The sequence below is a fragment of the Halomonas sp. 111 genome (assembly GCF_052379685.1).
GTDB classification, from domain to species: domain Bacteria; phylum Pseudomonadota; class Gammaproteobacteria; order Pseudomonadales; family Halomonadaceae; genus Vreelandella; species Vreelandella citrativorans.
Window position 1 is genome coordinate 140,975 of the sequence record NZ_JBQSYV010000008.1, and the last position, 18,444, is coordinate 159,418.

At 55.0% G+C, this 18,444-nt stretch carries 13 protein-coding genes, 1 tRNA gene and 1 pseudogene; 13 read left to right on the forward strand and 2 right to left on the reverse strand.

What is annotated here, in order from left to right; genetic code table 11:
* The first annotated feature begins 18 nt into the window (after positions 1-18).
* The 12 genes and pseudogenes from ACT3T7_RS08160 to ACT3T7_RS08215 all read left to right on the forward strand — a co-directional run bounded on the left by ACT3T7_RS08160 (position 19) and on the right by ACT3T7_RS08215 (position 16,176).
* On the forward strand, positions 19-2,199 hold the full coding sequence (locus tag ACT3T7_RS08160) for a hypothetical protein (RefSeq protein WP_444630633.1): 2,181 nt from the start codon (positions 19-21) through the stop codon (positions 2,197-2,199).
* Positions 2,200-2,711: 512 nt separating this feature from the next.
* Positions 2,712-4,319: pseudogene (locus tag ACT3T7_RS08165) on the forward strand (DNA topoisomerase 3); the annotation flags it as partial.
* 281 nt (positions 4,320-4,600) lie between these two features.
* Positions 4,601-5,221, forward strand: a complete 621-nt coding sequence (locus ACT3T7_RS08170) for a type IV toxin-antitoxin system AbiEi family antitoxin domain-containing protein (RefSeq protein WP_444630634.1) — start codon at positions 4,601-4,603, stop codon at positions 5,219-5,221.
* Positions 5,222-5,267: 46 nt separating this feature from the next.
* The gene (locus tag ACT3T7_RS08175; protein ID WP_444630635.1) at positions 5,268-6,227 is read left to right on the forward strand and encodes a nucleotidyl transferase AbiEii/AbiGii toxin family protein; all 960 of its coding nucleotides are present in this window, start codon (positions 5,268-5,270) and stop codon (positions 6,225-6,227) included.
* 178 nt (positions 6,228-6,405) lie between these two features.
* Positions 6,406-6,804, forward strand: coding sequence for a hypothetical protein (locus ACT3T7_RS08180; RefSeq protein WP_172116477.1), 399 nt, complete (start codon positions 6,406-6,408; stop codon positions 6,802-6,804).
* A gap of 153 nt (positions 6,805-6,957) precedes the next feature.
* Entirely contained in the window at positions 6,958-10,020 is a 3,063-nt protein-coding gene (gene fdnG, locus ACT3T7_RS08185) for a formate dehydrogenase-N subunit alpha (protein ID WP_444630643.1), read from the forward strand.
* A 15-nt stretch (positions 10,021-10,035) separates the two neighbouring features.
* Positions 10,036-10,953, forward strand: coding sequence for a formate dehydrogenase subunit beta (fdxH, locus tag ACT3T7_RS08190; RefSeq protein ID WP_172116476.1), 918 nt, complete (start codon positions 10,036-10,038; stop codon positions 10,951-10,953).
* Positions 10,950-11,657: a formate dehydrogenase subunit gamma gene (locus ACT3T7_RS08195; protein WP_444630636.1), complete on the forward strand. Its 708-nt coding sequence runs from the start codon at positions 10,950-10,952 to the stop codon at positions 11,655-11,657. Before fdxH ends, ACT3T7_RS08195 begins: the two co-directional genes overlap by 4 nt.
* Positions 11,654-12,580 (forward strand): formate dehydrogenase accessory protein FdhE, encoded by a 927-nt coding sequence (gene fdhE / locus ACT3T7_RS08200; protein WP_444630637.1) that lies wholly within the window; start codon positions 11,654-11,656, stop codon positions 12,578-12,580. Before ACT3T7_RS08195 ends, fdhE begins: the two co-directional genes overlap by 4 nt.
* A gap of 18 nt (positions 12,581-12,598) precedes the next feature.
* The gene (gene selA, locus ACT3T7_RS08205; protein ID WP_444630638.1) at positions 12,599-14,143 is read left to right on the forward strand and encodes an L-seryl-tRNA(Sec) selenium transferase; all 1,545 of its coding nucleotides are present in this window, start codon (positions 12,599-12,601) and stop codon (positions 14,141-14,143) included.
* Positions 14,140-16,068: a selenocysteine-specific translation elongation factor gene (gene selB, locus ACT3T7_RS08210; RefSeq protein ID WP_444630639.1), complete on the forward strand. Its 1,929-nt coding sequence runs from the start codon at positions 14,140-14,142 to the stop codon at positions 16,066-16,068. Before selA ends, selB begins: the two co-directional genes overlap by 4 nt.
* Before the next feature lie 12 nt (positions 16,069-16,080).
* A tRNA-Sec gene (locus ACT3T7_RS08215) sits at positions 16,081-16,176 on the forward strand.
* 115 nt (positions 16,177-16,291) lie between these two features.
* Here the strand turns inward: ACT3T7_RS08215 and ACT3T7_RS08220 are convergent.
* On the reverse strand, positions 16,292-17,197 hold the full coding sequence (locus ACT3T7_RS08220) for a LysR substrate-binding domain-containing protein (protein ID WP_444630640.1): 906 nt from the start codon (positions 17,195-17,197) through the stop codon (positions 16,292-16,294).
* 120 nt (positions 17,198-17,317) lie between these two features.
* Here ACT3T7_RS08220 and ACT3T7_RS08225 point away from each other — a divergent pair, with 120 nt between their 5' ends.
* Complete coding sequence (locus ACT3T7_RS08225) at positions 17,318-18,022, forward strand: FMN-dependent NADH-azoreductase (protein WP_444630641.1); 705 nt, start codon at positions 17,318-17,320, stop codon at positions 18,020-18,022.
* 54 nt (positions 18,023-18,076) lie between these two features.
* Here ACT3T7_RS08225 and ACT3T7_RS08230 read toward each other — a convergent pair.
* Positions 18,077-18,444 (reverse strand): DUF1330 domain-containing protein (locus tag ACT3T7_RS08230; protein ID WP_444630642.1); only part of this gene is annotated, 368 nt, incomplete at its 5' end.

Genomic DNA, 18,444 nt, shown 5'->3' on the forward strand with positions numbered 1-18,444 from the left:
TTTGAAAAGGAAGTCAGAATGAAACTTGGACTGGATCTGGAGAACTGTTATGGCATCAACAAACTGGTGGAGGAGTTAGACTTTGCCAGAATTGATGGCATTGACGGCGTGTGCTCTTTGTATGCGCCCAATGGAACATTGAAAACCTCCCTGGCCAAGGCACTAAAGGACATTGAAGAAGATAGGCAGTCAAAGGACATTATCTTTCCTGAGCGGGCAACGAAACGTCTTGTTACTTTAGATGGCCAACCTGTTGATGCTGGCCATCTAATGGTCATTAATTCATACGACGAAAGTTATAGCTCCAAGCAGGTTTCCACGCTATTGGTAAATGAGGCCCTAAAGCGTGACTATGACGAAGCCTTAAAAGAAGTAGATGATAAAAGAACCCTGCTAATAAAGGAGTTATCAAATTTCTCAGGAAAGCGGAACAAAGCGATTCCGGAGCTGATCTGTGAAGCATTTGATCGGCCAGAAAAAGAGTTTCTTGACTTATTGGCAGACTTGAAGCTTCAGAGTACATATGATTATTCCAGTCTTGCCGATTTTAAATATGGAGATCTTTTTAATCCAAAGGTTCTGGATCTCGCCTCCACAGACAGCTTTGATCAGGAACTGACTGATTATGTGGAAACCTATGAAAAGCTCATTAGCGAATCAGCGATTCTGTCGAGGAATTTCAACCACCAAAAAGCGGGGACTGTTTCAAAAAACCTCTCCGATACAGGCTTCTTTGATGCATCTCACAGCGTCAATCTTTCAATTAATGGCCAAAAGAAAGAAATAACGTCAAAAGACCGTTTGAATGAAATTTTACAGGAAGAGCAGAATAAGGTATTTAAGAACCCAGAACTGAAAGAAAAATTTAGCAAGGTCGATAAAAAGCTAACTACAAAAGAGACTCAGGCCTTTCGGGATTTTATTTCAGATCATCAAGAGTTATTGCCAGAGTATAAGGATGTAAAGAGCTTCAAGAAAAAGCTGATTACAGGCTATCTTCAATCACACCAATCAGCTTGGGATGACCTTGTTTCAACCTACAAATCGAATCAGCAAAAAGTTAAATGCATCATTGATCAAGCAAAGCAGCAGGAAACGATTTGGAAGGGCGTGGTCGATGTATTCAACAAGCGATTTTCTGTTCCGTTCAAGCTTAGGGTAGACAATCAGGAAGATGTCATTCTTAATAATGCTGCCCCGTATATCGAGTTTGACTTTGATGATGGACGCGGTGGTCAGCAGAAGGTTAAACATGAAACTTTGCTCGAAACGCTAAGCCAAGGCGAGAAGCGTGCGCTTTACATACTGAATGTTCTTTTTGAAATTGAAGCCAAAAAGAATGCAGGCGCACCGATATTGATTGTGATAGACGATATTGCCGACTCCTTCGACTATAAGAACAAGTACGCAATCGTTGAGTATCTTCGTGATATTGCGCAAGTATCACACTTCTATCTTTTTATCCTTACCCATAACTTCGATTTCCATAGAATTGTAGGTGGACGAATAATTGGAAGCAGAAACCGCGTTGCACGTCAGAGGCGAATGCTGGCGACTAAGACATCTACGGAAATAAAGCTTAATCCTGAAAAGTACCAGAATGATGTATTCGTCGCTTGGAAGCGAGATATGCATCAAAATGAGCATTACATGCTAGCCAGTATTCCATTTGTTAGAAATCTCACTGAGTACTGTGGGCACGACGCCCATTACTTAACACTAACATCATTGCTTCATCTAAAGGAAAATAGTCAAAACATCACGGTACAGGAATTACAAGATATATATCGCGCTGTACTTGTAGATAAGTCTGCCTTGATCCTGCCTGATGGTGCATCACGTGTGATTGACAAGATATTTCAGAATGCAGACGAATTATCAAACGCTGCGCACGAGTCACCAGAGCTTGAATCCAAAGTTATTGTTGCAATGGCTATCCGATTGAAAGCGGAGCAATTCATGATTGCACAAATTAATGATCAAACATTTTTGGACGGTATCGGCTCCAATCAAACCAGAGCGCTGTTTGATAAGTATGTTGAAATATTTCATGACCAGACCGATATAATACGCTTACTGGACCAGGTTAATCTGATGACTCCAGAGAACATACACCTGAACTCATTCATGTACGAGCCCATATTAGACATGTCTGCACTGCAGTTATACAATCTATACATAAGCATTCAAAATCTATAGAAAACAAATATACAAACTATTTATAGTTGCGCCAATTAGGATGCTTTAAAATTTTTAATTACTTACTATTACCGATGACTTTTTAAATGCTTTAATATTCCTGAACCCAACGGTGGCAAAGTATGGCAATATTTTCTGATTATGACTATAATATTAGCTCATATGCGGCTTTGCTTTACAAGGGAGAAAGCACATGCAGTATCAATACTTCTTAATGACATTGCCCGTTATCGCAAGCATAATATTAACTATATATGTTCACCGTATAACAAAGCATAAAAATTAAACGCACTGCATAGCTTTCCTATGCCTATTTTAAGTTTAATTTATAATGAGACTAAATACTAAACTAAGTAATAATTGAAGTTATAATGTTTCATTTTTTGAGCAGAGAGTCGAATTTTCACATGTACCGAGCAATGAATTTTTTGTGAAAAGCTAGGGAATTATGAAATGGTAAAAATACTAAAAAAATCAAATAATTACACTTTTCACAAATTAGTACTTGTAATAGTGACCGTGAAGGCCAGCTACTGGTGCAGGAAGTGATCGAGCACCTGAAGTACCGTGGCCCGGTCCAACGCCTGTTAATCAGCGACTTGAACCGCCCAGCGGTCAGTCGCGCCCTCGCCAAACTGCGCTCCAATCAGGAGTTCCAGCCGCTCTTTCAGGCAGCGCAAGCGCGTTCACGCGCTGACTGGCTGTATGGCATCAACTTGACCCGTGCCTGGACGCTCACCGGCCGCCAGGCGGGCCACGATGGTGTACTTTCCGTGGGCCGTGTGCAAACACCGGTACTCGGGCTGATTGTGCGCCGCGATAACGCCATTCGAGATTTCAGGCCGCATCCGTTCTACCCGCTCTGGGTGGACTTACAGGTTGAAAAAGGCCAACTACGCGCTTGGTGGGCACCCAAGGAACACCAGCCGCTGGATGATCAAGGCCGCTTGATTGATCGCACACCCGCTGATGCACTGGCCGCCCAATTGCCGGGTGCAACCGGCCAGCTCACCAAGCTCGACCAGCAGGAAAAACGTCAGGCGCCGCCGCTGCCCTACTCGCTTTCCGCACTTCAGGTAGATGCCGCCCGACGCTTTGGGCTTTCCGCACAAATGGTGCTGGATATTTGCCAGCGCCTTTACGAGCAGCACAAGCTGATCACCTACCCGCGTTCCGACTGTCGCTATCTTCCCGAAGAGCACTTGGCCCTTGCCCAGCGCAGCTTAACCGGCGCCTGCCAAAATGATGACACGCTCAGCCGGTGGCTGAATGGTGCCGATTTCTCGCTGCGCTCAAAGGCGTGGAACGACAAGCAGGTGGGTGCCCACCATGCCTTGGCGCCTACCGGCAAGCCTGCTGATTCCAGTCAGCTCTCGGCCACCGAAGGCCACGTGTTTCGGTTGGTGGTGCGCAACGTCATGGCCCAGTTCTATCGCCCTTTGCGCACCTTTGAAGTGAAAGCCGAGTTCACCCTGTTAAACGAGGCGTTCCGTGCCCGCGGCCAAAGCATTCTCGACCCTGGCTGGAAACCGCTTTTCACTACAAAAGAAGAAGCGCCGCCGCTGCCACCGCTTACCCAAAATGAACACTGCAAAGCGCTGGGTGCAGGCGTAGAGGAAAAAGAAACCCGCCCACCCGAGCCGTTTACCGATGCCAGCCTAATCAAGGCGATGATGAACATCGGCCGCTACGTGGATGACCCGAACGTTCGCAAGACCTTACGGGACACCGATGGCCTGGGTACCGAAGCCACCCGCGCCGGTATCATCGAAACACTGGTGCAACGCGGCTACCTGGTGCGCCAACAAAAAGCCCTACGTGCCACCAAGCTGGGGAGCGCGTTAATCGCCGCTCTGCCCAGCGCCGTCAGCACGCCGGAACGCACCGCCCTTTGGGAACAGCGCCTGCGGGCTATCTCCGAACAACAGGATGATGCGGGCGCTTTTCAGCAGGCCCTGCTGGAAGACCTTCGCGCCTTGCTCGAACAAAGTGACGCGAACAAACTCAGGCAGAGTTTGCAAACAGCCCAAGGTGCAGCGGGTAGCCCGGCAAAGCCAAGGAAAAGCACTAAAACCAAACGCGCCAGCTATGTGAAACGCAAACCTGCCAAGCAACGCTGACTGGGGTTTCAACTTTGGCGACGCCAGCAAGTTAATGAAGCACGGCCCCCAACACCTATAAGACACCTTGTTACACTAAAGCCTGTCATGCCCTTTTTTTTATTAGAGCTAGGCCCCGATTTCATTATCGCCTGAACAGAAAGTTCACGTACGCCATGGATGCTACGCATTGTAAGAAACTGCTTGCGCTCGACCAGTCCAACACCCCCGACGAAACTGCCGCTTGAATCTTCAAGCGCGATCAGACAAAGTATCACCACATATAAACAAGTGGTGACACTTTGTCTGAATCCTGCTCCGCCCGATCTTTTCGGACTCAACTTCAAACCCTGTTCCGCCAGCAAGGCGGTAAGCTTCGCCTGAGTGAGGCCCTGACACTGGGTATCAGCCGGTACCAGTTCTATCGCCTTCGTGATGAAGGGCTGATTGAGCCGGTCAGCCGTGGCCTCTATCGACTGGCGGACCTTCCCCCGATTGATAATCCAGATTTGGTGGCCACCGCCACCCGTTTTCCCCATGCCGTGCTCTGCTTGATTTCGGCGCTAGACTGGCACGGCATTACCACCCAGATTCCTCACCAAGTGCATCTAGCGGTGGAACGGGATGCCCGTCTGCCGGTTCTGGATTATCCGCCGGTGGCCGGTTATCGGTTCTCAGGGCAGGCCTTCAGCACAGGCATCGAGCAGGTAGAAGTAGATGACATCACGCTACAGGTCTACAACCCGGAGAAAACCCTGGCGGACTGCTTTAAGTTCCGTAACCGTATCGGCATGGATGTGGTGCTGGAGGCGCTTGAGCTCTACCGCAACCGTAAAACATTCCGGCCTGGGAAACTGATGGAATACGCCAGCATCTGCCGCGTTTCGAAGGTGATGGCGCCCTATGTAGAGGCCAAGCTTTGAGCGGAATCACTCAGTCAACGAACCAACAAGATGACAGGAGACTACGGTGGCCAAAAACATCGCCGCGTCTGTGCGCCAGAAGTTGCTGAATAAATCCCGAGAAGAAAAACGCCCCTTCCAAGAGTTACTGCAGTACTTCGCTATGGAGCGGTTTCTTTACCGGCTTAGCCAATCGACTCATAACCGCAGTTTTACGCTAAAGGGTGCCCTACTGCTTTGGGTTATGCAGGGGCCGGACATTCGGCCGACGCGTGATATCGATATGCTGGGTCAAACAAGCAATCGCCCAGATGCCATTCTGGCCCAAGTGAGCGATGTGTTGGCTACGGGCGTAATGGATGATGGATTATCGTTTGACTTAAATACGCTAAAAGCCGAAACCATTACCGAAGACGCCGACTATCAAGGGATTAGGGTGACGTTTACCGGATTTCTCGATAATGCCAAAATCCCCATGCAATTGGATATTGGTTTTGGCGACATTATTTTTCCGCTGCCTTCCTGGCAGACATTTCCCGGCCTACTAGGCTTCCCTACCGACAGAATTCTTTGTTATACACCGGAATCATCCATTGCTGAGAAGTTTCAGGCGATGGTCCATCTGGGTGAATTGAACAGCCGCATGAAAGACTTTTATGATATTTGGATACTTTCGCGGCAGCACTCTTTCACGCTTTCGAACCTGGATGGCGCTATAACAAGAACCTTTGCTAACCGACATACGGCCCTCCCTGAAACTAACCCTTTTTCTACCGCTTTCGTGGACAGCAAGCAGCCACAATGGCAGGCGTTCCATAAGCGCCTTGGCCAAGACCATGTGCCGGAGGCGTTTTCGGAGGTTGTCGTAGCGGTGTTGGAATTTCTTGGCCCCGTCATAGAGAAAACACCCGCTAATCCCGTGCACAAAATCTGGCACCCACCCGGTCCATGGAGTCCGCAGCCCAGCCAAGCGTACGAGCAAGCCAAAAAACAGCTATACAAAGAGAAAAAGTACCACTGGGAGTAAGAAGTAGAATAACCATGACGGGATGAACACCTCTTAACCCATATTCTTGCGCCAAGCGGCGCGACTGTCTATACAGAAGGTAGATACGGCATCGCTGCCCTTAAATAGTAGCCAGTGTGGATCGCTCAGCGGCAGAGGCCTTGACCCATTCGACTTAGCTCATTCGAGGAGTTCCAGCATGATACGACGCACGCTCCCCCTCCTTGTTGCCTTGCTAAGCACTGGCGCCACCATCACGCTTCAGGCCTCCGAACCAGCAGCGCCTCAGAATGAAAGCGGCGTACTTCCCAACGCCATGCCCGAGAAGCCGAATATAGATACCGGCACGGCGGGTACCACCAGCGGCATTACCGGGGCGAATATGGATCAGGAGGATGAGACCACCGGTGGTGGTCAATCCCGGGGCGATGCCATGTTCCAGACGTCGGACTCTCAGCCCGATGCTGGGTCCACCTACGAAACCGAGACACCTGAGCGCGAGGAAGCACTTTTGCCGGATGAACCGCTGGGTGCCGACGACAGTGGGCGCCGGGAAGACGGTGAATCTCAGGGCAGCACGTCCGATTCGCCCGAATAAGCCGTTAATAGCAAGCCCTAGTGGCAACCTTCTCATTGGACAAACGACACCGCGACGCACCGACAAACAAGAACAGACGCACTATGCTTAACGGATATGCCATCTCAGGAAGTGACGACATTCAGAACAAATCGATAGGAGGCCGGGATGACTCTGAAGGTTACGCGAAGACAGTTTTTTAAACTCGGGGCAGTCAGCATGGCCACCTCCAGTATGGCCATGATGGGCTTTGCACCTGAGCCCGCGCTCGCCTCAGTTCGCCAGTTCAAGCTTACCGGCGCCAAGATAACCCGCAGCAACTGCACCTACTGCTCGGTGGGCTGCGGCGTGCTGCTCTATAGCCGCGGCGATGGGGCGATCAACAGCATTGATAGCATCTACCATGTCGAGGGCGACCCGGATCATCCGGTCAGTCGCGGCTCGCTGTGTCCCAAGGGTGCGGGGCTGCTCGACTACATCCAGAGTGAATCGCGCCTCAAGTATCCTCAGGTACGCGAACCCGGCACTGATGAGTGGAAACGCATCAGTTGGGACGACGCGCTGACACGTATCGCCCGGCACATGAAGGATGATCGCGACGCCAACTTTGTCACCCAGGACGATGCAGGCAATACCGTCAACCACTGGACCACGACCGGGATGCTGGCGGCGTCCGCCTCGACCAACGAGACGGCGTACCTGACACAGAAGATAGTCCGCAGCCTTGGCATGGTGGTACTCGACAACCAGGCGCGCGTCTGACACGGACCGACGGTGGCAGGTCTTGCCCCAACATTCGGTCGCGGTGCCATGACCAACCACTGGGTCGACATCCGCAACGCTGATCTTATTCTCGTCATGGGTGGCAATGCCGCCGAGGCGCACCCCGTTGGTTTTCGCTGGGTGATGGAAGCCAAGGAGCACAACGATGCCCGTTTAGTGGTGGTCGATCCCCGCTTTAACCGCACGGCAGCGGTGGCGGACTACTACGCGGAAATTCGTACCGGCACCGATATCGCTTTTCTGGGCGGTCTGATCAGCTACTTGATCGAAACCGATCAGATCCATCATGAGTATGTGCGCGCCTACACCGACGCGAGCCTCATCGTGCGCGAGGATTTCGGCTTCGAGGATGGCCTGTTCACCGGCTACGACGCCGAGAATGGCGACTACGACAAAGAGACTTGGCGGTACGAGTACGACGACGAAGGCTATGCCCTGCGTGACGATACGCTCCAACACCCCCGCTGCGTATTCCAATTGATGCGTGCGCATTTCAGTCGCTATACCCCTGATGTGGTCTCTTCAGTGTGCGGTACGCCTCGTGACAAGCTTCTGCACGTCTGGGACATGGTCGCCGCGACCGTCGTGGACGACAAGACCATGACGATCCTCTACGCACTGGGGTGGACGCAGCACTCGATCGGTTCGCAGATCATTCGCACTGCGGCGATGCTTCAGTTGTTGCTTGGCAACATGGGCATGCGCGGGGGTGGCGTCAACGCTCTGCGTGGGCACTCCAACATCCAGGGGCTGACCGACCTCGGGCTGCTCTCGGACTTACTACCTGGATACATGTCGCTGCCCGAGGCCGACGAGCAGGATTACGACGCCTATATCCTTGATCGCTCCCGCCCGGACCTCCTGCCTGGTGAAGTGTCCTACTGGCGCTATTACGAGCGTTTTCATGTCAGCCTGATGAAGGCCTGGTTCGGCGATGCGGCCACCGAAACAAACAACTGGTGCTATGACTGGCTGCCCAAGCTCAGCGAGACCCTGTATGACGTGCTGCATACTTTCGAGCGAATGAGCCATGGTGAAATCAACGGCTATATTTGCCAAGGGTTCAATCCGCTAGCCGCCTTTCCACATAAAGCCAAGACTAGTGCGGCGCTTTCCCGCTTGAAGTACTTGGTGGTCATCGATCCGCTGAGAACCGAAACCGCCGAGTTCTGGAAGAACCATGGCGAATTCAACGACGTGAACACCGCCGAGATCGATACTGAAGTGTTCCGCTTGCCGACCACCGCATTTGCCGAGGAAGACGGTTCCATCGTCAACAGCTCACGCTGGCTGCAATGGTTCTGGGCAGCGGCACCGCCCCCGGGCGAAGCGATTCCCGATACCGCCATTCTGGCGGGCATCTTCTTGCGGATGCAGCAGATGTATCGTGACGAAGGCGGCGTCTTTTCAGATGCGCTGCTCAATCTAAGCTGGCCCTATCGCTACCCGGCAGAACCAAGCGCTAACGAAATAGCCCGGGAGTACAACGGTTGGGCACTCGAAGACATGGTTGATGAACAGCGCAATATTGTCTGCCGGGCGGGCGAGCAGATCGAGGACTTCGGCATGCTGCGTGCCGATGGCAGCACGGCGAGCGGTTGCTGGATATTTGCCGGCTGCTGGACCGATGAAGGTAACCAAATGACCCGCCGCGACAACTCCGACCCCTACGGCGTCGGCCAGACGCTGGGCTGGGCCTGGTCGTGGCCGGCCAACCGGCGAATACTCTACAACCGGGCAAGCGCACGTCCCGACGGCGCGCCGTGGGCTGAGCGCAAGGCGGTTGTCTGGTGGAACGGCAATCGCTGGGTGGGTAATGACGTTCCCGACTTCCCGGTGGAATCCGCACCGACAGAAGCTCAGGGCCCCTTCATCATGAACCAGACGGGGCGAGGGCAGTTCTTTGCCCGTGACCGTATGGTCGAAGGGCCTTTCCCGGAACACTACGAACCGTTTGAAACACCCATCGCCAATAATCCGATGCACCCCAACAATCCGCTGGCCAAGAACAATCCAGGGGCGCGGGTGTTCGAGCAGGATCGAGCCAATTTCGGCACCTTCGAGGAGTTTCCGCATGCGGCGACTACCTATCGCCTCACTGAACACTTCCACTACTGGACGATGCACAACCGCTTGAACGCCATCGCCCAGCCGGAAAAATTCGTGGAGATTGGCGAAACTCTGGCCAACGAACTGGGCATTGTTAAAGGTGACCGAGTCCGCGTCAGCTCCAAGCGCGGCCATATCGAAGCGGTGGCGGTGGTGACCAAACGCATTCGTCCATTGCAGGTAGCGGGACATACGGTGCACCAGATAGGCATCCCGATTCACTGGGGTTATCTGGGCGAAACCAAGCAGGCTCACCTGACCAATACGCTGACGCCCTCTGTAGGTGACGCCAATACCCAGACGCCGGAGTTCAAGTCGTTCCTGGTACGGGTCGAAAAGCTATAACGCAAGGAGGAGAGCATGCGTGGGGAACAAATCAACTCGCAGAATATCATCGCCCGCTCAGCGACCTCAGTACCTTCGCCTCAAAGGCGAAGCGGCAGCGTTGAAACTGTCACCAAGCTGATTGATGTATCCCGCTGCATCGGTTGCAAGGCATGCCAGGTGGCATGCTCTGAGTGGAACGACTTGCGTGACGAGGTGGGTGAATGCGTGGGTGAATACGACAACCCGACTGACCTTACGCCCGACTCCTGGCAGGTAATGCGTTTCAACGAGCACGAGAACGAGCAAGGCAACCTGGAGTGGCTGATCCGAAAGGACAACTGCATGCACTGCGCCGAACCGGGCTGCCTTGAGGCGTGCCCGGCACCTGGTGCTATCGTCCAGTACGCCAACGGCATCGTTGACTTCAACTCCGAGCACTGCATCGGTTGCGGCTACTGTGTCACTGGATGCCCTTTTGATGTTCCACGGATTTCGAAAAAGGATTCCAAGGCCTATAAATGCACTCTGTGTTCTGATCGTGTCTCTCATGGTCTGGAACCAGCCTGTGTAAAATCGTGCCCTACCGGTTCGATCATGTTCGGCACCAAGGAGGACATGCTCGATCTCGCTGAAACGCGCACCGATTTTCTCAAAGGGCGTGGCTTTGAAAATGCCGGTATCTATGACCCTCAAGGAGTGGGCGGCACCCATGTGATCTACGTGCTGCAGCATGCCGACAAACCGGAGATCTACAGCGGCTTGCCCAAGGACCCGCGCATCAGTCCTCTGGTCGAGGGTTGGAAAGGTATACCCAAGCCGCTGGCCTCAGCGGCTATCGGGCTTGCCGCATTTGCCGGGTTCTTCCACTACCTCACCGCAGGCCCCAAGGAAACACCGGAAGAGGTGGAAGAAGGAGTGGAGGACGAGGAGCCTGAGGAGAAACAGCCATGAATGAGCCGAAACCGCATGCCAAATCCGATCCAGGCATCCTGCGATATGATGCGTTTTCACGCATCAATCACTGGCTCGTCGCGATCAGCTTCGTGATGCTGGTGCTCAGTGGGCTGCCCTTTTTTCACCCCTTCTTTTGGTCGTTGACCGGCCTGTTCGGTGGCCCAACCATGACGCGCATCCTGCACCCGTATATCGGGCTGTGTATGACGCTATTTTTCGTGATCATGGCAATCCGCTTCTTCAAGGTGAGCCTGATCAAGCGCCATGACATTCAGTGGCTCAAGCAGATCAAGGACGTGCTGAGTAATCATGACGAGCGTCTGCCGCCGGTAGGTAAGAACAATGCCGGGCAGAAGCTCGTTTACTGGATCATGGTGCTCTGCGTGCCATTGTTGCTGGTAACCGGTCTACTCATCTGGCAACCCTACTTTGCCGATGCCGTCCCCATCACACTACGTCGGTTGGCCGCCGTTGGGCATGCTTATGTGGCTTTCCTCGCGATCATTACCTTGATCATCCACATTTACTCGGGTATCTGGGTGAAGGGGTCGTTCACCGCCATGATTCGTGGCCGGGTCAGCAAGCCTTGGGCGAAACATCATCATGATTTATGGTACGAGGAGGAAATGGACAAAGAGCGCAAGGAGCGCGAGATGACCAAGCAGCCGCACACGACCATGACAAGAGAGGAGCCCAAGTGAATCACGCATATGGCAATGCCCCGATGGGCGTTATTGATCCCCCCTCCGTGGTGCTGCCCGAGCAGGAGCACTTTGCCCAGCGCGCACAGCGCCTGCATGACCTCTCCGAGCGTATCGAACCGCTGCGTGATTTCCTGGCCTTTATGGCACAGCTCTCCCAAGCACAGCAGCGGGCACTTGAGCACAATACCCCAGCGTGGCTGCCCGAGCCGGACGCCTTTGCGCTGGCCTTGGAGCACGGCATGCCGCCGCTGGGTACCCAAGCGCTTTGCCGCGACATCGATTTTCATAGTGAACTCGCAGCACTTCTCAATGGCCTGGATTTGCATGTCGGTGAGGCGCAGCGGCCGTTGCTCGACACCCTGCGTAAGCTGCCCAAGGAGGAAATCGACCGCCTCGCCCAGGAAGTGCTGGAAGCGCGTCCCGGCCCCGAAGCAAGCCGTGGGCTGATGCCCTTGGTAGCGGCAGCGTTGCAAGTGGCCTGGCTGCGCTTGGCACGCACCCTGCCCCAACCGCCAAAGCGCCCCTCCGCCGAGGCCCGTTCGATCTGCCCCTGTTGCGGCTCACTGCCGGTGGCAAGCATCATCCAGATCGATTCTAAACGCAGCGGGGTGCGTTACCTGCAGTGTGGGCTATGCGCGACACAGTGGTATCTGGAACGCTCCAAGTGCAGTGTCTGCGATCAGAGCGGCAAGCTTGACTACCTGAGCCTTGAGGACGAGAGCGGCGAGCGCCTGCTTCCTACTCAGGCCGAGACCTGTGGCGACTGTCACTCCTATCTCAAAATCATGCCACGTGAGCTCGATGCACATGCTGAACCCCTCGCTGATGACCTTGCGAGCCTGGCGCTGGATCTTCTGCTTGCTGAGGAAAAGCAGTATTTTCGTAGCGGCTTCAACCCGCTGCTCATCGTTGGCGAATAAGGGCATCCCCGAGCGACCATGGACGACCCGCGCTCAGCCATGCTTACCTTGGGATTTGAATCCCGGCATGGATTGAAAACAACAATGGACGTTCGACGCAGCCTGCCCGCAGTAGACACTCTGCTGACCCACCCCACTCTGCAGCAAGCCCAGCAGCGCCATGGTGGGCGCCTGGTCAGGCAGGCCGTTCGCCTGACCCTTGAGAGCGAGCGCTCGCGCCTTGCGGGTAGTTCCGAGGCTGCCGAGCATCAACTTACCGCCCTCTCTATCGATACACTCACTGCCCGAGTACTTGAGCGCCTGGAACAGCTGGTACGGCCTAACAGCCGCAGCGTATTCAATTTGACCGGTACGGTGATTCATACCAACCTCGGCCGCTCGCCACTTGCCGAACCCGCCATTGAGGCCATGGCCGAAGCCGCCCGCCATCCCATGGCACTTGAGTACGACTTGGAGAGCGGCGACCGTGGCGACCGCGACCGCCTAGTGGAACCCCTGCTCTGCGAGCTGACCGGCGCCGAAGCAGCCACCGTGGTCAACAATAACGCAGGCGCAGTACTACTGGCTCTGAGCGCTCTGGCCAGTGGTCGCGAGGCGGTCATTTCACGCGGCGAGTTGATTGAGATAGGCGGTGCCTTTCGCATGCCCGACATCATGGTCGCGGCAGGCTGTCGGCTGCATGAGGTAGGCGCTACCAACCGCACCCATGCCAAGGATTTCCAGGCCGCCATGGGCGAGAGCACCGGGTTGATCGTCAAGGCACACACCTCCAACTACGCCATCACCGGTTTTACCAAGAGCGTGCCCGAGCGCGAACTGGCGAATATTGCACACGCGCAGGGAGTCCCCTTCATGGTTGACCTGGGCAGCGGCGCACTAGCCGACTTCTCCGCGCTTGGACTACCTCATGAAGAGCAACCTCGCGAGGCAATCGCCGCCGGAGCCGATGTTGTCACCTTCAGCGGCGACAAGCTACTGGGCGGCCCGCAGGCAGGCATCATTGTTGGCCGCCGTGACCTTATCGATACGATCAAGCGCCATCCATTAAAACGTGCCCTGCGCCTGGACAAGCTGACCCTGGCCGCCCTGGAAGCCACCCTGCGTCTTTATCGTGACAGTGACGCGCCCCAGCGAGACATTCCCACGTTGGCAATGTTGACGCGTACTGACGTCGAGATTGCGGCGACCGGCGAGCGTTTACTCTCCGCCGCCCAGGCTTTGCTCGACGACATCGATGTTACCCTGGCCCCCTGCGTGAGTCAGCTCGGCAGCGGCTCGCTACCCGTTGACCGGCTGCCGAGCTACGCGCTGGTCTGGCGCCCACTAAACGGTGACCGCCGCGCCAGGGAACGGTGCCTCAAACGCATCGAGACAGCGTTTCGACAACTGCCCCGTCCGGTCATCGGCCGCCTTAACGAAGGCGTCCTCTATCTCGATCTGCGCTGCCTATACCGCCCTGAAGACGTCGACGCCTTCGCGTCACAACTCTCGATATTGAAGCAGCGCTACGAGAACCACCATGCCCTGCAGCAGGACCTGCAAAATAAAGAGGACCCGTCATGATTGTCGGCACGGCCGGCCATGTCGACCATGGCAAGACCGCCCTGATCCAGCAGCTGACCGGTATCGATACCGACCGCCTCAAAGAGGAAAAAGCCCGTGGGCTGACCATCGAAGCTGGTTTCGCTTATCCCGAAGTCGCATCAGGCGTCGAGCTCGGCTTTGTCGACGTGCCCGGGCATCATCGGTTCCTGCATAACATGCTCGCGGGCAGTGCTGGCATCGACACGGCCCTGCTGGTGGTGGCCGCCGACGATGGTGTAATGCCCCAGACAATCGAACATGTCCAAATTCTCGACCTGCTCGGCGTCGACCACGGCGTGGTGGCACTGACCAGGATCGACCGAGTCGACGAACTACGGCGACAGGAAGTCAGACAAGAGATCACCCAACTGCTGGCAGGGACCCAGCTCGCCAAGGCGCCGCTGTATGACGTCTCGAGCCATAGCGGTGAAGGCGTAGCGGCACTGCGTGACACACTATGGTCCCAGGCGGCCGAACAGCATGCGCTCTCTGCTTATGGGCATTTCCGCCTTAGCGTGGACCGCGTCTTTGCGCTGCCGGGTGCCGGTCTGGTAGTGACCGGCACCGCCCTCAGTGGCTGCATTGCCAAGGGTGACATGGTGCGCCTGGTACCCGACGGCCATAAGGCCAGAGTACGCCAGCTGCGGCGCCAGCACCGCGAGAGCGATCAGGCACACCAGGGTGACCGGGTAGCGCTCAACCTTTCAGGCACTGGGGTGGAACGGGATCGCATCCGTCGCGGCGACTGGGTGGTCGCCGATGCACTGGAAACGCCGCCCATCAAACGCCTCGACGCCCAGCTAAGGTTGCTCGACTCTACCCCACCGCTCAAGCACTGGACGCCAGTCCATATACACCTGGGGGCCGCCCATCTCATGGGGCGGGTCTCGCTTCTCGAAGGGCAACGACTCGAACCAGGCAAAAGCATGCTGGGGCAACTGGTCTGTGATAGCCCGGTACATGCCTGCCTGGGGGATCGTTTCGTCATCCGTGATCATGGCGGGCATATTACCCTGGGTGGCGGAATCGCACTGGACGGCGAACCACCCCGCCGTGGTCAGCGCGCTCCCGCTCGCCTAGCCTGGTTGGCGGCACTGGCGGAATGCGCAAACACCAAGCCACCTTACGATCTTCATGAACCGCTGAGTGCTGCGCTTGATCTCCATCCCGAAGGCCTGGATCTTACTGGCATGGCGCGTAATCTTAATATCAGCGTTCAGGATCTAGCGCCGCTGGTCGAGGCATCCGCAGGTCAAGTCCTCACTGCCGAAGGCGAAGTTAGCGCTTTCTCCAGGCAAGCCATCGAATCGCTTAGAGAGCGGATTATCCAAGTAATCGCCAGTAATCACCAGAACGAACCCGCCATGCTGGGGACCGAGCGCGAGCGACTAAATCGCCAGGCCGCCCCTCGGTTACCGGCTCCCCTCTTCCGCGGCCTGCTGAAACAACTGATCGAGGCGGGCCAGCTTGATAGCAATGGGCCCTTCATTTCTCTGCCTGGCCATCGCGCAGCACTTAATGAACACGACGAGGCGCTCTGGCAACGGCTCGAACCTCTTCTCGCGGAAGTCCCCTTCCAGCCACCCCGGGTTCGCGACCTGGCAGCAAGCGGTGGGCTTGATGAACAGTGTGTTCGCCGGGTGCTAACAGCCTGCGCTCGCCTCGGCAGGCTCTACCAAGTACGCAAGGACCACTTCTACCTCGCCTCAGCGACACATGAACTGGCCAATATCGCGCGTGAGCTGATGGACGAGCACGGCACTATTCGCGTCGCAGAATTTCGCAACCGCATCGGTACCGGACGCAAATTGGCCATTCATATTCTCGAATTCTTTGATAGGATAGGTTTTACACGCCGGGTGCAAGATGAACGCTGCATTCGCCGTACTGCCCTGTGGAACTAGGCAACCGCTCAAGGAAGAGGATCGACCCCCGGTGGGGCGGCCAGACTTCAAATCTGGCAGGGGCTGCCAGCAGTCTTTGGTGGGTTCGACTCCCACGCTCTTCCGCCACTCTTTTTAACTCTTCCCCCAGCCTCGCTATTTGCGCCAAATCAGACTCCGCCATGAAACTCACAGACGGCGAAGCATCAGGTCACGCAAGATAACGGTATAAAATATGATACTATCAAGCCGAAGGCGTTGATAGCCTACCAGGCACTGCCGTCACCCATTCACGAAGCGCCAACATCGTTGGATCGTTGCGGCGGCTTTCAGGGTAGGCCAAAAAGAAGGCGCGATCTTCAAGCTCGGGGCCAAAAGGTTGTACCAGGCGCCCGTCGGCCAGCTCATCTTCAATCAGTTGACGGCTCATCAGCATGACACCCTGCCCTCCCACAGCCGCTGAAATAGCGTGGCTTTCGTCAGAAAAAGCCAGCCCGGCACCGACATTCAACCCTGGAATCTGGGCGGTTTTCTGGTAACCCGGCCAATCCATGGGCGATATAAATACGCCCTGAGGTCGAAAGTGAATCAGCGGATACTTCGATAGATCCTCCCCTGCATGCTGAACAAGCTGTGGGCTGCACGCCGGAATCAACGTGGTATCAAACAGCTTCTCGGCTACTAACCCTGGCCAGCGTCCATCGCCATGCCGAATGGCAAGGTCGGCGGTTACCCCATCTAACGCAACGGGCTCGTGGGACGCATGGATTCGCAGGTCAATGTCTGGGTGAGATTCGCGCAGTATGCAAACCCAGGGCAGCAGCCAGCGTACTGCCACCACTGGTGTGGTCGTCAGCGTAATGCCCCTGCGCTCGGGCATGGTACTCAGGCGCTCAATGGTGTTGCTGATATTGTCGAATGCAGATTCCAGCACCTGCTGCAGCTCGCGGCCTTGCGGCGTCAATTCCAGTTGCCTGGGCCTGCGTACAAACAGCGCAATGCCCAGAGCCTCTTCAAGCCCACGAATCTGGTGACTAATGGCCGTGGCCGTTACCGAGAGCTCCTGCGCTGCCTGTTTGGCACTTTCATGGCGAGCAGCCGCTTCAAAAGCGCGAAGTGCCGAAAGCGAGGGTAATCGTCGAGAATTCATGAATGAATTTTACTCACCTATACCTGCAAGAAAAGGTCGTTTGTTACGGCTCATAATCCAAGTCTAAGCTACGTCTGTCGTTAATCATAGATGAGCTCAGCTCAGAACAGGAGACTATCCATGCCGCATATCCTACATATAGACGCCAGCGCTCGCCCGGGGATTGCAGGAACAGACAATCATGGCTCTCACAGCCGTCACCTTACCGATCAGTTTGCCAAACAATGGCAATTACGCCGCCCGCAAGACATGATCACCTATCGCGATATAGGCCAACACCCGCCATCCTTTCTCAACCACGACTGGATTGCGTCGGCTTTCACGCCTGAAGAACAGCGGGCACCCTGGATGAAGGATGCACTAGCAGAAAGCGACCAGCTGGTTGATGAATTAATCGCCGCGGATGTCGTAGTGATCGGCACGCCGTTCTACAACTTCGGCATGCCTGCCGCCCTCAAAGCGTGGATCGACCAAGTAGTACGCCCCGGTCGAACGGTGGATATCGATGAGAGTAACCCGACCGATCCTTACGTTCCAAAGCTTTCTGACCGGCCAAGGCATGCGGTTGTTCTTACTGCCAGAGGCGGGATAGGCTTTGATATCGGTGGAAAGATGGCGCACATCAACCACCTGGAGCCCAATTTAGCCACTGCACTGGCGTTTATTGGCATCACTCAAATTCACTATATCGCCATTGAAGGGCAGGAAGTAGGCGGGGAGGTATTGGCGAAGTCAGTTGCTGACGCAAGAAGGAAAGTCGAACGGCTCGTTGATGAGTTGCAGGTGATGACATGGCGAGACACACAAATATCTGAACCGGCTTAAAAGCAGGAAGCAGCATTCTTACTATCAAGGTCGGCGCGTTAGGTGCGGGTATCGCTAACCCAGGATATCCGCACCTTTATGCCCCTCTGGCACGCCCTGAACCAACAGCACATCGCCCTCGGCATGCCGGGTACGAAATGGGCGAATCGTCTTATAAGCATCGGAGTCATACCACCCTTGAGCTTGTTCCATAGTAGGAAACTCAATGACGACCATATCGCCAGCCCACGCGCCCTCAAGTGGCGTGTACGGCCCCCCATGCACGAGGTATTCACCTGAAAAAGGAGCGAGCGTTGCATCGATACGCTCTAAATAGTGTTTAACCTCAGGATCGAATCGAGTTTCTCGAATGAGAGCAACAGCGTAGGCAGGCATCATCCCCCCCTTGATTAGACGAAATAATTTTCTGAACAACGAAAGCC

Bases quoted from the DNA above. Each gene is read 5' to 3' on its own strand.
- ACT3T7_RS08220 (WP_444630640.1), bottom strand. From the start codon at position 17,197: ATGAATTCTCGACGATTACCCTCGCTTTCGGCACTTCGCGCTTTTGAA.
- selA (WP_444630638.1), top strand. From the start codon at position 12,599: ATGGACGACCCGCGCTCAGCCATGCTTACCTTGGGATTTGAATCCCGG.
- ACT3T7_RS08225 (WP_444630641.1), top strand. From the start codon at position 17,318: ATGCCGCATATCCTACATATAGACGCCAGCGCTCGCCCGGGGATTGCA.
- ACT3T7_RS08180 (WP_172116477.1), top strand. From the start codon at position 6,406: ATGATACGACGCACGCTCCCCCTCCTTGTTGCCTTGCTAAGCACTGGC.
- selB (WP_444630639.1), top strand. From the start codon at position 14,140: ATGATTGTCGGCACGGCCGGCCATGTCGACCATGGCAAGACCGCCCTG.
- ACT3T7_RS08195 (WP_444630636.1), top strand. From the start codon at position 10,950: ATGAATGAGCCGAAACCGCATGCCAAATCCGATCCAGGCATCCTGCGA.
- fdxH (WP_172116476.1), top strand. From the start codon at position 10,036: ATGCGTGGGGAACAAATCAACTCGCAGAATATCATCGCCCGCTCAGCG.
- ACT3T7_RS08160 (WP_444630633.1), top strand. From the start codon at position 19: ATGAAACTTGGACTGGATCTGGAGAACTGTTATGGCATCAACAAACTG.